This is a genomic window from Roseobacter sp. GAI101 (genome assembly GCF_000156335.1).
Lineage (GTDB): Bacteria > Pseudomonadota > Alphaproteobacteria > Rhodobacterales > Rhodobacteraceae > Sulfitobacter.
Map to the genome: position 1 here is coordinate 1,688,738 of NZ_DS999213.1, position 12,778 is coordinate 1,701,515.

Consider the following 12,778-nt stretch of genomic DNA (forward strand, 5'->3'; position numbering starts at 1 on the left):
GCGCCCCCGGTCGTTGCTTGCCTGAATGGCAACCCATGACCCTTATGGGTTAAACGGATCGATATTCGGGTTTACGGTCAACCCTGCCGTCGCAGGATCAGCCAAAGCGCTGCCGTTTGCATTCGTCTGGAATGCTTTCACAAAGGCCGCGCCCAAGGTGTTGATCCCGGAAAGCGCGCCTCCCCCGCAAGCAGCCACCAGCAAGAGCACGGAGGCTCCCGCGATCAACTTGCCCTTGGGTGTAAGTGTCTGTCTCATCGTGAGTGTCATACGATCCTCCACTTAGTTTGGCGATCCGGCGAGCGGCGTGTTCAGATACGGGAACGTCGCGCGAAGATCGGTTGGTTTGATTGGCGCGCCATCTGTAAACGCCGCAGTTCCAACGGGTGCATCTGCCGGAGCACAAAGCCCAAGATTGACGTCGTCAGCAGCGGTTGGATCGCCGCTCAGCTCTTGGCCAAGAGGTACGGGGTGACACAAACGCCCCATGACAACGCGCAGGGCGATGTCGACGGTATCATCCGCCGGGCGACGGCCATTTGGAAATCCGGCGAGATCTTCGGCAACCAGACCAAAGACGTTCTGACTGGCAAGAGGCGTTGCCGGCACACCGGTGTTCAGGCGCATCATTTCAGATCCTGTAACGGTTGCCTGCTGGTTGAAGCCGGGGAAACCGGTCAGGAACGCCGCGACAAGGTCATTGCGCGGAAAGTTGTTTGGCGCAAGCTCTGAAGGCAGACCGGCAACACCGCCGAACAGCAGTTCGACAAGTTCGGGCAACGTCGGATTGGTGACATAAGGCGCAAGCGCACCATCTTGGGTCGGTTCGGCAGCGTTGAACAGATCCTTGTCAGGCAAGCCGATGACAACCTCGTTCACCAAAGGCGCAGACAACCGTGCAACCTGCACATAGGCCCCGCCGTTTTTGTCTGTTCCTTCATAGGTGGGGCTTGGATCCAGCAGCCGTGCCTGCGGCAGACTTGCAGTGGTCCAGGCACCGATTACGCCGTTACCGTCCCCTGTCAGACAGGAAATAGGCACTTCGATGGCCAGCGATGTGACGTTGAACTTGTCAATCAGATCATCGTTCGCGCGGTCTTGGGTAATCCCGCCGGCGAATGGCGATGCTACGTCATATTGAGGATACATGGCGTTCGCCGCACCCTGAATAGGGACGAGGTTCACAAGGTCGAAGATCTCACCAAGGTTGACCGCAAACGCTTCTGCGCGTTGACCGACAAAAACGCGACCCGGTGCCGAGCAATCGGGGATCGTAGCCGCGCTGACAAAGCCATCAGCGTATGTTGCATAGTCAGCGATGGTTTTGTTGCCGATGTTATCAATCGGCTTGTTGAACGACGTGCCACCGCCACTTGTGTTCGTCAGCAGCGCGCTTGCGGCAAAACCGGAACGGCGGTCGCCATTGATCTTGCGGACGGTATAGCTTTCGAATTCGTTTTGTGCCGAGGTGTTGCCAGCCCCGATGGTGCCGGCCTGACGCAATGGGATCGCAATGTCCTGACCGCCGACATTCAGCGCAATGCCCTTGCCTGCATTCGCGAGCGTGTTCTTGAACTGGAACTGGAACGTGATATCTTCCATCGCGTCGCCGTCATTGTCCACGTGGATTTCATACACAGCGTCGCTGTCCATCGTGAAATAATTGGGACCGCCATAAGGTGACTGCAAAGGCTGATAGTTTGCGATGAACGTTACAGTATCTTCTTTGCCTGTTTCGTAGCTTCGAAACATATAAAAATCCGTGGCATCCACTTTTGGCATCGCCGTGATACCGGGTGCTTCGCGATGCGAAGATGCCCACGCTGTCGTGGCGCAGACCGTTGCGATTACGGCCCCTGCGCTGACAAACGCCTTTTTCTTGTTAATTGACATTAAACTTCCTCCACTTGGAACGTTGGAATATGCAAAATAGGCTTACCCACCATTCCCTGAAAACCAGCGGCAAGTTTTTAAGCCCGACATACGAGCGAAGGCACGCGGGGATCTGGAAGTTAGTTTCAAAAAGTTCCCTGAACTGTAAAATAATTTCAAAACAGGGTTTCTGGGCAGTATCAGGTGCAAGTGCTTCCGGTTCGTTACTGTCATGTCTTGGCTTATTTACAGGTTCTTTTTTGGATTATCTTCTGTTCATTCTTTCGCAAACGCGCCCGACACAGCTTGATGTCATTGCGACGCCGCCGCTGGTCGCCGTTTTGATCTGGCTTAGTGTTACGGACTGGCAAAGCTTTCGCTTGCCTGACGCAGGCACGTTGCCGTTGATCATGTGCGGGCTGCTGCTCGCGGTGTGGAGGGACGGATCGGTTCCCGTTGATCAGGTGATCGGTACCGTCGCGGGATTTGCAGTCTTTTGGGCCATCGGGGCTGCCTATTTCAGGGCACGCGGAATAGATGCGCTCGGGCTTGGTGACTCAAAACTGCTTGCGGCTGCCGGGGCCTGGATGGGATGGCAGGCGCTGCCATCCATGATCCTGATTTCCTCCATCACGGGGATTGCCGTTGCCTTGGTCAGAGGCGGTGATTCAAGCGCGAACATTCCTTTTGGTCCGTCCCTCGCCCTGGCATTTTTCTTGCACTGGGCACTGTTTTTGTCTGGGTGGCTTTAGATATCAACCCAAGTGGCACTCATGTGTTTGATTACAGTTCCGAACCATGCGCCCGCGTGAAGTTGGGTTGCAGTGCTGTGTACCTACTGTGCAAACGCCCCGTGATGGCATTCCCCAAATAGTATCAAATCGACTTTCAAACCCGCCCCCCCCCCCTTGGGTCACCCGGTTCTGTCATTCCGTCCAGCGGCATCAACATCAAAGGCGAGCTTTCTCGTCCTGTATCCAACGTGGAGGCGTCTGGGTCAGTGCTGTGCCCCCTGCCCGCACCACTTCTTGTAAACGGCTTCGTCCCCGCCGTTTTCAGCCAAAGCGGTGCGACGGTTCGGCTGGGTTGGAAGACCATTCCATCTACTCGGCAGATGCGCGGGCTTCTGCCATTGGAGTAACTTCGCCTATTGACGGCGAAGGTTTGCCGCAAGGCGGTGCGAGTCACAAAACTTGAGTGGCTTTCACCCGCGATATCCCTAGAAGCAAAAATAATAAGCGGGTTTACACGCACTAAAAAAGAGCAGGAGCGCAGTTTTTTTGTGGAGAATAGTGATGCAGAATACGGGTCTCGACGTGGTTCGGTGCGCATGGATCCCTTTCAGGTTCGCGGTCGGTTCCTGACCGCGCTTGCGATCAGGATCGATGTGGACAAACCGGACGCAAGCTTTTTCGCGGCACTCGAGGACAAGATCAGGACGGCATCCAATCTGTTGGTCGGAGCGCCCATCGTGCTTGATCTGGAGCCGGTGCCAAACCTGGTCGACCGGGATCTTCTTCGGGAGGTGATCACGGCAATAAAATCAAAAGGGCTTTTGCTTTTCGGCGTGCAGAACGCCAACGAAGAGCAACGCGCGTTAGCCGAAGCCTTTGGCCTTATTCCCGTTCAGATCGGTCGGGACGCGCCTGCACACAAGGTGCGCAGCGACGCGCCGGCACGGACGCGGGGCCTTGCCCGTGTCGAAAACAAGATCATCACCAAGCATGTCCGTTCGGGCCAGATGATCGTGGCCGAACGGGGTGATCTTACGGTGATCGGTTCAGTCGCCTCCGGTGCCGAAGTCGTCGCCTCGGGCAACATACACATTTACGGGACGCTGCGCGGCCGGGCGATGGCAGGTGCGAACGGCGATGCCAGCGCCAGAATTTTCTGCCGCCAGCTCGAAGCCGAGCTCCTGGCAGTCGCGGGGCTTTTCAAGACAAGCGAGACGATTGATACCGACCTGCGGCGTTGCAGCGTTCAGGTTTTCCTCGAAGACGAAACACTCTGCATTGAGAGGGTAGAATGACACAACTGAAAGACAAAGCGCCGCTTGGGAAAGTGATCGTCATCACATCGGGCAAAGGCGGCGTAGGTAAAACCACATCGGCCGCGGCAATCGCCGCCGCCTTGGCGAAACGTGGGCACAAGACGGTCGTGATAGATTTCGACGTCGGCCTGCGCAATCTTGACATGATCATGGGATGCGAGCGCCGCGTGGTTTTCGATTTCATCAACGTCATTCAGGGAGAGGCACGCCTGAAGCAAGCGCTGATCCGGGACAAACGGCTGGACACGCTTTGGATCCTGCCCACGTCGCAGACCCGTGACAAGGATGCCTTGACCCAAGAAGGGGTCGAGAAGGTTCTGAACGAGCTTAAAGAGCAGTTCGACTACATCATCTGTGACAGCCCCGCCGGGATCGAGCGCGGCGCACAACTGGCGATGTATTTTGCAGACGAAGCTGTTGTCGTGACCAATCCCGAAGTCTCATCCGTGCGCGACAGCGACCGGGTTCTGGGCCTTTTGGCAAGCAAGACAAAGCGCGCCGAAAGCGAGGGGACGGAGGTCAAGGCACAGGTGCTTTTGACCCGCCATGACCAGCGCCGGATCGATGCCGGCGAAATGATGACGATCGAGGATGTTCTGGAAATTCTCGCGGTCCCGCTTCTGGGTGTCATCCCCGAAAGTCCGGCCATCTTGCGGGCTTCGAATGTGGGGATGCCCGTTGTGCTCGACGAACCTTCTGCAGCGGGCAGAAGTTATGAGACTGCTGTGGCGCGCCTGCTTGGTGAAGATGTCGACATGCACATGGAAGGCGAAAAGAGACCGGGCTTTTTCAGCCGTCTCTTTGGAGCGTCAGCATGAGCCTGTTCGGATTTTCACTCAGACCGCGTCGCCCCAAGTCGGCCCAGACGGCAAAGGACAGGCTGCAGATTCTGCTGGCCCATGAGCGTCGCGATGGATCGGACGGGCCGGATTACCTGCCAATGCTTCAGGCCGACATCCTTGCAGTTATCCGCAAATACACCAAGATCAAGGAAGATGACGTTGATATCCGGATGGAGCGAAACGACGACATTTCCAGCCTTGAAATCAACATCGAGATTCCGTCGGAAGGTCCGGAAAAATCCATTGCGTCCGCACTCCCCGGCAGAAGAATGAAATCTCGGGGTTGAAACCGGTTTCAGGCACAGTTGACGCTTCGCGCGGCATGCCCCTCATGGGGCTGATTGCAAGCCTTCAGCAAAGGCTTGGTTCGACTGCTGGCGGGGTGTCGTGCCTTTGCATTGGGCAAGGCCGCGCTCAGCATGTCCGGGCACGTCACGCGGTTCTGCTGCGTGCTGCGTCCCGGCAGCTGATGTCCCTGCTCTGTGACGCAGTGGCAGCGGCCGGGCGTCCGTCCTCCGGACGGTGCTGCCATCACCAATAACGGCGACCACGGTATCTGACCGCACGCCCCCCGTTATACTTTTGATCAAACTGCATATTCAGCACGGGTCTGGCCGGCAGTTGACAGGAAACGATCTGCGCTAAAGCATCACAGTCCATAATACGTGAACCGCCATATAGATCACAATTAATGATCCGATGGTGTAGAACGTCGCTCTCAGCTCGTGGGATCCCTTTGTGGCGTAGACGATGAAATGCGCGGCCCGTGCTAGTACGAATCCATACATCAGCACCTGTGCAATCCATAGGGTCGGATCAATGATCACGAACAGCAAACCTGCCGCCAGAAACGCTGGAATGTTCTCAAGATCGTTGCGGTGCAAACGGCGCGATCGTTCGACATAGTCGTTTGCGTCCAACTGTTCCGGACCTGGCTTCTTGTTGATCGGACCTTGCCGCAAGTCCTCGGGGCTTGCCCATCCGGACCCTGCCTTTAGCATTCGGTACACTGTCATCCAGCCTTGCAGCATCACTTTCAACACCATGATCGAGGCTGCAATCGCGTAGACTTCAAAAACCGGGTTTTCCAAGCTCAGAAGGTCCATTGCCGTTCCTTTTACTGATGAAAGCCGATATTTTTGGTCAATTTTGTGATATAAACCCAGAAAAAGCAATTTACTGATCACTTACAATGTTTTCAACTTACCGATGGTAAGTCGTCAAGGATCGTCCGTATGCAAGACGAAAACACGAAGGTAAAAATCTTGTCCGCAGCGCAGGAAATCCTCGCCAAGGATGGGCTTGATGCAGTCTCGTTTGGTGCCGTTGCGCGGCGGATTGGACACTCCAAACAGGCGGTCCTGTACTGGTATCCGAACAAACATGCCCTATTGAACGCGATGTTCCTGCCTTGGCTTTCCGCCGAGGCAGACGCGGCTGAAGCCGCTGTTTCCGAAGCCACGAAGAACGATGACGCTATCGCGACGTTTGTCAGAGCCGTAGCGGTTTTCCACCTTAAGGACCTGAACCGGTTTCGCATGATGTACCTTTTGCCACAGACCATCGGCGGCAAGTCCAAAAGCGGGCCCAAGGTTGTTCCCGGTGATAGCGTTCATCAGATCACGAACCGGCTTTACAGTGCGCTGGCCAACCGCCTGTCCGGCGAAGCCGGGGCTGCGCGGAAGAAAGCTGTGGCAATCCACTCTGCTGTTCTTGGGCTCGTTCTTTTATTTGGGCTGGCCGAGGCCGTCGAAGATCCAATCAAGCACACCGAAACTGATTTAATTGATGCACTGATTGGCAGCCTAACGGCTGTGGGGGCCTGAATTTAGCATAAGCATACACCATCAAAAGGAGATCATAGATGAAAACGATTCCAACGCGCTTCTTTACCCTGGCAGCACTAGCCGCACTTGTCGGGATGATCTGGGGCATCCAGATGTCCGCCAGCCACGACCACATGCTTTCCCCCGCACACGGTCACCTCAATCTGGTGGGGTTTGTCACAATGGCCATCTTTGGCACTTACTATGCCTTAACCCCGCGCGCGGCTAACAGCGCCTTGGCCAAAGTACACTTTTGGTTAGCAACGGCGGCCGCTGTGGTATTGGCACCCGGGATCGCTATGGCAATTACCGAACGCGGAGAAGTGGTCGCGCAGGTCGGGTCACTTCTCGCGGTCGTGTCTATGGCGCTGTTTGCCTTTACGGTTGCCCGCTATGGTGTCGGGACGCATGCCGTGGTCCACAAGGACGGCTAGGCAGCATTCGACCAACAAGGAAGGCTGGCACCCCGAAGCCATCACTGCCCGTACAGCCGTGGGGCCGGACCGATTGTAGGTTGGCGGGTGCCTCGCTAGATTGCGTCGCATAATCCCGCTATCGAAAAGGCAGGCGGCACAGCCGTGACATAGACCCGGGCAGGCTTCGCGCAGCACAAAAAGCAGTTATCCGCTCTTCCCTCCGGTCCCGCGGACAAAATCTTTTGGCGAAGCAATCTGGTGGCAATCAGCGGGATTTGCCGCCGCGCTTATGCCCCCGTGTCACCCTCCGTTTCGATTTTCAAAGATTCGCCGCAATGCTTGCAGTGGATTGCATCCGGTTCGTGGCGGTTCAGGCCACATGTCGGACACGTGTACTTGATCTTGGACGGCTGGAAGATGGCGCGCGCCAATTGCACGAAAAGCGCAACCCCCACGACCATGATGAAGACCGATAACAACTTCCCCCCCGGCGTCGTCATGGTGATGTCGCCAAAGCCCGTTGTCGTCAGCGTCGCGACCGTGAAATACAGCGCGTCGATATAGCCGGCGATGCCAGCCCCTTCGTCGAAGGCCAGCACAAAGACCAGCGACGTTGTCACGAAGATGAAGACGAGCAGGTTGACCGCAGCGAGGATCGCATCCTCGTGGCGGCGAAAGAAAAGGCTTTCGCGCCTTAGATCGCGCAGCAGGTGGTAGGCATGAAGTAGGCGCAGCCCCCGCAGCACGCGCAGGAAGGCGAGGTTTTGGGTGACAAGGGGCGCAAGCAGCAGGGACACGACAACCAGCAGATCCGCAAGCGTGTAGATGCGTCTAAGCTCTTGGCGCGGGTTTTCGGATATCCAGAACCGTGCCGCGAGGTCCAGGAGGATGAAAACGCCGAGCGCGGTATTCAGCGCGACGATAAACGGTGTCTTCGACAGCGCCGCGGTTGCAATGAAATAGATAATCGTCAGCGCATCGAAAGCGATCAGACCATAGCGGAATCGCCGGGCAAGCTGTGTTTGCCCGGTGTAGAGCAACCTGATGGTTTGGCGCAGTTTTCTCATGAATTTATCATATAGTACGCCATCGCCAGAAACCATGCGCGGAACAGCAGTATGCTTGCCTGTCAAAATGGTGCGCGTGGAAAAGATACGGATTGGTTTCGCGAGCCCCTTGTAGGTACCGTGTGATTTCCTTGCTTTCCCGGATGCAACGCGCGCAAAAGGCCATCAAGTACGACAAACGCCCAGACAAATGACCCAACCGGATTGAGATCATGCTTGGCCGTTTGAAAAACAAAAGGCGCGTGGCACCGCACGATGAGGAACGATGTCACGCTGGCCCTTGATCTCAGCACTGGTGAAACGCTCATTCACCCACACGTTCATTTCGAATAGTCAGTCAGACAATACCCCCCGCACGGAGCTCCTCTCACAAGGCTTTTTGCGACAGATATGCAGACACCAGCAGCTGCAGCATATGGTACATCATCAACGGCAGAACAATCGCACCAACCTGATCGCTTGCGAATAGTGCCGTGGCAATTGGCAACCCGCTCGCGAGACTTTTGGTAGCGCCGCAGTAGAACAAGGCTGTGCGGTCCGGATAGGACATCTTACTTATCTTGCCGATCAACACCATCGCGCCCATGACCACAGCCAGAAATATTACGATCACAAACAAAAGGATAACCAGCGTCGCCAGCGGAATATCCGCCCACAGGCCCGCCACGGTGCTGGCGCTGAACGCGGCATAGACGATCAACAGGATCGAGCCGCGATCGACCACTTGCGTGATCACCTTGTGCCGCTGCACCAGCCGTCCGACGAACGGCCGCAGCACTTGCCCCACAACGAAGGGCAGGAGGATTTGCACCCCGATTTTGACAATCGCCTCGATGCGCACCCCGCCACCGTCTGCATGCAACAGCAACGCCACCAGCGCGGGGGTAAGGAAGACACCGACAAGGTTGGATACAGAGGCCGCATAAATCGCCCCCGCCACATTGCCCTGCGCGATGGACGTGAACGCAATCGACGACTGCACCGTTGAAGGCAGCACGGCCAGAAACAATAGTCCCAATGCCAATGTCGCCCCTAGAACGGGGGCAACGACAGCGGCGATGATCAGCCCGAAGATCGGGAATATCACAAAAGTGGCACCGAACGTCAGCCCCTGAAGACGCCAGTTCAAAAACCCGTCACGCACGCCGCGCGGGTCCAGCTTTGCACCGTAAAGAAAGAACAAGAGCGACACGGCCCAATACGTAACGTGGCCCAACACATCGGCCGAGGCCCCTTGCGCAGGGAGAATAATTCCCGCCAAGACCGTCGCCAAAAGCAACAGCATATAGGCGTCAATCCCAAGGCGTTTCAATCGTTTCATCGTTGTGTCCTGTCGCGCAGTGGCGCGACGCGGGCTATAACCCCGCATCGCGTTTTCTGTAGAGAATAGAGGCGCTTGCGGCCTAGTAACCGCCTGCCTGCCCGTCCTTGCGTGGATCGGACCCGGCAGCATAGCCGCCATGGTCAAAACGTTGCACCAATTGCGCCCCGCCAAAGCCAAACGCATTGTCAGGGGCCTCAATTCGTACGGCGTGTCCCAAGCTCTCCAACCCCTCCAGCAAAGCCGCTGACATGGTCGGTTCACAGGCGATATCCAGCCCTTCAATCGCGCGCCAACGCGGGGCATCGGCGGCCGTTTGCGGGTCTTGGCCCCACAGTTGCGTGCGCAACAGCAGCTGCACATGGCCCTGTGCCTGAATTGGTCCGCCCATCATGCCAAAGGCCATCAAGGGTTTCCCATTCTTCATCGCAAAACCCGGAATGATCGTGTGAAACGGACGCTTGTTGGGGCCGACCTGATTGGGGTGGCCCTGCTCCGTCGTGAAACCAAACCCGCGGTTTTGCATGGAAATACCTGTCCCCGGCACCACAACACCCGACCCGAAGCCCGCATAGTTGGACTGGATAAAGCTGACCATCATCCCCGATGCATCGCCGACGTTCATCAACACCGTACCACCCAGTTTCGGAGCGCCTGCGCCAAAATCTTGCGCCCGATCACTTTCGATCAAAGCGGCGCGGGATTTCAGATATGCAGGGTCCAGCAGTGCGGTTTCATCCACCTCGCCCATGTGGTCGCGGTCAGCGACATAGGCATCCAGATCGCGGTAGGCCAGTTTGATCGCTTCGATCTGCAAATGCACCGCCAGAAGGTCATCAGGCCCGCAGTCGCGAATGGCCGTATGTTCCAACATACCAAGCGCCATCAACGCGGCGATCCCCTGCCCGTTCGGCGGGATTTCGTGAAGTTCCACATCGTCAAACGTCTGGCTGATCGTGCCGCACCAATCGTTGTGGTGCGCGGCAAGGTCCGCCACAGTCATTGCGCCACCGTTGGCTGCAGCGTACGCGGCAATTGTTTCGGCAATCTCGCCCTCGTAAAAGGCGCGCCCCTTGGTGGCGGCAATGGCGCGCAGCGTCTTGGCGGCGTCGGGGTTGCGAAACCGCTCGCCTGCTTTTGGCGCGCGGCCGTCCGGCATGAATGTCGCCGCAAATCCGGGCTGATCTTTAAGGGTCGCAGCCCCTTTTTCCCAAAGCGCGCCAACGACAGGCGACACGATGAACCCGTCTTCCGCGTAGCGGATTGCGGGTGCCAGCACGGTTTCCAAATCGAGTTTGCCGAATTTCTCGGACAATTCGACCCACGCGCTGACCATGCCGGGCACAGTGACCGCATCCCAGCCGTGTTGTGGCATTTCGCCTGCGAAACGATCAGGCGTCCATGCTGCGGGCGATCGGCCTGACGCATTCAGCCCGTGGAGCTTTTCACCGTCCCACAGGATGCAAAAGGCATCCGACCCAAGGCCGCAGCCCGTGGGTTCAACAATCGTCAGTGCTGCCGCCGTGGCGATTGCAGCGTCGACCGCATTGCCCCCCAACTGCAGGATCGCAAGGCCCGCCTGAGTGGCAAGGGGTTGGGACGTGGCGACCACATTTTCCGCCAGAACAGGCGAGCGGCGGGACGGGTAAGCGGCATCATGACGTAGGTGCATCGGATGGCCTTTCATTCGTTTTCTTATTGCTTTGAAGGTGGCTGCGGATTGCCCAGCCCACCGAGAGGATTGCCGCCAGCAAGAAGATCAAGCTGATCGGGCGGGTAAAGAACAAGGTGATGTCTTCATCTGTCATCAAGGCGCGGCGCAGGTTGGTTTCTGCAATCGGTCCAAGGATCACGCCCAGAACCAGCGGTGCCAAAGAGTACCCAAGCGCGCGCAGCACATAGCCCGCGATCCCGATGAAGATCAGCAGATACAGATCTGTCACGCGGTTATTGAGGGCGAATGTGCCAACCACACAGCAGGTCATCACAACAGGAACGATCAGCCATTTCGGCACCTCTGTGACGCGCAGGAACAAGCGCATGAACAGACCGCCACCACCAGCATCATGAAGGATGCGACGACCATGGCGATGAACATCCCATAGACCAGGTCTGCGTGGTCGATGATCAGGCGCGGGCCGACGGAAATGCCATGCACCATCAAGGACGCCATCAGGATCGCATCCACAGCCGAGCCTGGAATCCCCAACCCGATCAGCGGGATCAAGCCGCCGCCTGCCGTTGCGGAATTGCCCGCCTCCGAGGCGACAATACCGTCAGGTTCGCCTTCGCCAAAGGTTTCAGGATGCTTCGACGCCCGTTTTGCACGGTCATAGGCCACAAGATTGGCGATCGACCCGCCTGCCCCTGGCAACGCACCGATCAGCACACCAATGATAGAGGATCGAACCAGATTGACAGGCCGCATCAGGACTTCTTTCATCACGGCCCACGTGTGAAATTCAATCGCGCCCGTCACAAGTGTGTTGCCTGACCGAACATTGCTGGCGTCCTCAACCTCGGACACCAATTGCGAGATTGCGAAAATCCCGATCAGCACCACAAGGAAGGGCAAACCTGTTTGCAGCATTTCAAAGCCGAAATCGAAACGCGGACGGCCCATCATCGGGTCTGGCCCTACGGTCGAAATCGCAAGGCCGATAAGCCCTGCCAGAATGCCCCGCACCACGGACGCGCCCACAAGGCTGGCCACGATTGTAAGTGCGAAAACGATCAGCGAAAAATACTCCCACGGGCCCAAGCGCACCGCAAACAATGCCAAAGGCGGCGCTGCGAAGATCAGAACGATGGTTGAGATGACGGTGCCGAAAAATGACGCCCACACCCCAAGGGACAATGCGCGCCCCGGTTCACCTTTTCGCGCCATCGGAAACGCATCGAATGTCGTCGCCACAGAGGACGGCGTGCCTGGAATGCCCAGCAAGGCGGCCGATATCAGCCCGCCCGTGTAGCCGCCCACATAGACCGACAGCATCACCGAAATCCCCTGCAAAGGGTCCATGGTGAACGTCAGCGGCAACGTCAGCACAATGGCCATTGTCACAGTGAATCCGGGGATCGCGGCAGCAACAATGCCCGCGATGGAGCCGGCCAGCATGTAAATGAGCGTCGCGAGCGTGAACACCTGCGCGGCTCCGTTCAGAAAATCAGCCATGTCAGAACGCCCCTTTTGGCAGGAAGACCGTGAAGACGTCTGCGAAAAGCCAGTTCAACCCGAAGGAAAATACTGCCGCAATGACCAGCGCCAAAAGGATTGATTTAGCGCTGCGCGGCATCAGGATCAGCTGCAAGCAGAACAGAAAAATGAAGCTTGCGATCGAAAACCCCAAGACGGGGATCGCCAGCAAATAGGCAGAGAAAGCA

Annotated in this window: 13 protein-coding genes and 1 pseudogene; 6 read left to right on the forward strand and 8 right to left on the reverse strand. The window is 57.1% G+C overall.

The genetic code is table 11. The features are described 5' to 3' along the window. Window positions 1–42 precede the first annotated feature (42 nt). Both RGAI101_RS07940 and RGAI101_RS07945 read right to left on the reverse strand, forming a co-directional pair. Window positions 43–258, reverse strand: a complete 216-nt coding sequence (locus tag RGAI101_RS07940; RefSeq protein WP_037227717.1) for a hypothetical protein — start codon at window positions 256–258, stop codon at window positions 43–45. Window positions 259–282: 24 nt separating this feature from the next. After that, window positions 283–1,893 carry a DUF4331 domain-containing protein gene (locus tag RGAI101_RS07945; RefSeq protein ID WP_008229364.1) on the reverse strand — a complete coding sequence of 537 codons (1,611 nt, stop codon included), beginning with the start codon at window positions 1,891–1,893 and terminating at the stop codon, window positions 283–285. A 29-nt stretch (window positions 1,894–1,922) separates the two neighbouring features. Here RGAI101_RS07945 and RGAI101_RS07950 point away from each other — a divergent pair, with 29 nt between their 5' ends. From RGAI101_RS07950 to minE, 4 genes are all read left to right on the forward strand, one after another. After that, entirely contained in the window at window positions 1,923–2,624 is a 702-nt protein-coding gene (locus RGAI101_RS07950) for a prepilin peptidase (RefSeq protein ID WP_083792030.1), read from the forward strand. 578 nt (window positions 2,625–3,202) lie between these two features. Continuing rightward, window positions 3,203–3,901, forward strand: coding sequence for a septum site-determining protein MinC (minC, locus tag RGAI101_RS07955; protein WP_008225224.1), 699 nt, complete (start codon window positions 3,203–3,205; stop codon window positions 3,899–3,901). Further along, complete coding sequence (gene minD, locus RGAI101_RS07960; protein WP_008226780.1) at window positions 3,898–4,740, forward strand: septum site-determining protein MinD; 843 nt, start codon at window positions 3,898–3,900, stop codon at window positions 4,738–4,740. The genes minC and minD overlap by 4 nt, the downstream gene beginning before the upstream one ends. After that, window positions 4,737–5,051 (forward strand): cell division topological specificity factor MinE, encoded by a 315-nt coding sequence (gene minE, locus RGAI101_RS07965; RefSeq protein WP_008227747.1) that lies wholly within the window; start codon window positions 4,737–4,739, stop codon window positions 5,049–5,051. Before minD ends, minE begins: the two co-directional genes overlap by 4 nt. A gap of 354 nt (window positions 5,052–5,405) precedes the next feature. On the opposite strand, the gene RGAI101_RS07970 is transcribed toward minE, so the two are convergent. Further along, window positions 5,406–5,870 carry an MAPEG family protein gene (locus RGAI101_RS07970; protein WP_008225439.1) on the reverse strand — a complete coding sequence of 155 codons (465 nt, stop codon included), beginning with the start codon at window positions 5,868–5,870 and terminating at the stop codon, window positions 5,406–5,408. Between the two features lie 129 nt (window positions 5,871–5,999). Here RGAI101_RS07970 and RGAI101_RS21235 point away from each other — a divergent pair, with 129 nt between their 5' ends. Continuing rightward, complete coding sequence (locus RGAI101_RS21235; protein ID WP_008224903.1) at window positions 6,000–6,590, forward strand: TetR/AcrR family transcriptional regulator; 591 nt, start codon at window positions 6,000–6,002, stop codon at window positions 6,588–6,590. 38 nt (window positions 6,591–6,628) lie between these two features. Then, complete coding sequence (locus tag RGAI101_RS07980) at window positions 6,629–7,024, forward strand: hypothetical protein (RefSeq protein WP_037227719.1); 396 nt, start codon at window positions 6,629–6,631, stop codon at window positions 7,022–7,024. 269 nt (window positions 7,025–7,293) lie between these two features. On the opposite strand, the gene RGAI101_RS07985 is transcribed toward RGAI101_RS07980, so the two are convergent. The 5 genes and pseudogenes from RGAI101_RS07985 to RGAI101_RS08005 form a co-directional block, all read right to left on the reverse strand. Next, window positions 7,294–8,073, reverse strand: a complete 780-nt coding sequence (locus RGAI101_RS07985; RefSeq protein ID WP_037229278.1) for a potassium channel family protein — start codon at window positions 8,071–8,073, stop codon at window positions 7,294–7,296. A 367-nt stretch (window positions 8,074–8,440) separates the two neighbouring features. Further along, window positions 8,441–9,394 (reverse strand): bile acid:sodium symporter family protein, encoded by a 954-nt coding sequence (locus RGAI101_RS07990; RefSeq protein WP_008225728.1) that lies wholly within the window; start codon window positions 9,392–9,394, stop codon window positions 8,441–8,443. 82 nt (window positions 9,395–9,476) lie between these two features. Continuing rightward, window positions 9,477–11,066 (reverse strand): gamma-glutamyltransferase family protein, encoded by a 1,590-nt coding sequence (locus RGAI101_RS07995; RefSeq protein ID WP_037227721.1) that lies wholly within the window; start codon window positions 11,064–11,066, stop codon window positions 9,477–9,479. Then, window positions 11,050–12,569 (reverse strand): annotated as a pseudogene (locus RGAI101_RS08000) (tripartite tricarboxylate transporter permease). The gene RGAI101_RS07995 and the pseudogene RGAI101_RS08000 overlap by 17 nt, the downstream one beginning before the upstream one ends. 1 nt (window position 12,570) lies before the next feature. Beyond that, window positions 12,571–12,778, reverse strand: a 208-nt coding sequence (locus tag RGAI101_RS08005) for a tripartite tricarboxylate transporter TctB family protein (RefSeq protein ID WP_198133681.1), incomplete at its 5' end; no start/stop codon positions are given.

Excerpts from the sequence above, each read along its gene's own strand:
- RGAI101_RS07995 (WP_037227721.1), bottom strand. The coding sequence starts at position 11,066 with ATGCACCTACGTCATGATGCCGCTTACCCGTCCCGCCGCTCGCCTGTT.
- RGAI101_RS07980 (WP_037227719.1), top strand. The coding sequence starts at position 6,629 with ATGAAAACGATTCCAACGCGCTTCTTTACCCTGGCAGCACTAGCCGCA.
- minE (WP_008227747.1), top strand. The coding sequence starts at position 4,737 with ATGAGCCTGTTCGGATTTTCACTCAGACCGCGTCGCCCCAAGTCGGCC.
- RGAI101_RS21235 (WP_008224903.1), top strand. The coding sequence starts at position 6,000 with ATGCAAGACGAAAACACGAAGGTAAAAATCTTGTCCGCAGCGCAGGAA.
- RGAI101_RS07990 (WP_008225728.1), bottom strand. The coding sequence starts at position 9,394 with ATGAAACGATTGAAACGCCTTGGGATTGACGCCTATATGCTGTTGCTT.
- RGAI101_RS07985 (WP_037229278.1), bottom strand. The coding sequence starts at position 8,073 with ATGAGAAAACTGCGCCAAACCATCAGGTTGCTCTACACCGGGCAAACA.
- RGAI101_RS07950 (WP_083792030.1), top strand. The coding sequence starts at position 1,923 with ATGCAAAATAGGCTTACCCACCATTCCCTGAAAACCAGCGGCAAGTTT.
- RGAI101_RS07945 (WP_008229364.1), bottom strand. The coding sequence starts at position 1,893 with ATGTCAATTAACAAGAAAAAGGCGTTTGTCAGCGCAGGGGCCGTAATC.
- minD (WP_008226780.1), top strand. The coding sequence starts at position 3,898 with ATGACACAACTGAAAGACAAAGCGCCGCTTGGGAAAGTGATCGTCATC.
- RGAI101_RS07970 (WP_008225439.1), bottom strand. The coding sequence starts at position 5,870 with ATGGACCTTCTGAGCTTGGAAAACCCGGTTTTTGAAGTCTACGCGATT.
- RGAI101_RS07940 (WP_037227717.1), bottom strand. The coding sequence starts at position 258 with ATGAGACAGACACTTACACCCAAGGGCAAGTTGATCGCGGGAGCCTCC.
- minC (WP_008225224.1), top strand. The coding sequence starts at position 3,203 with ATGGATCCCTTTCAGGTTCGCGGTCGGTTCCTGACCGCGCTTGCGATC.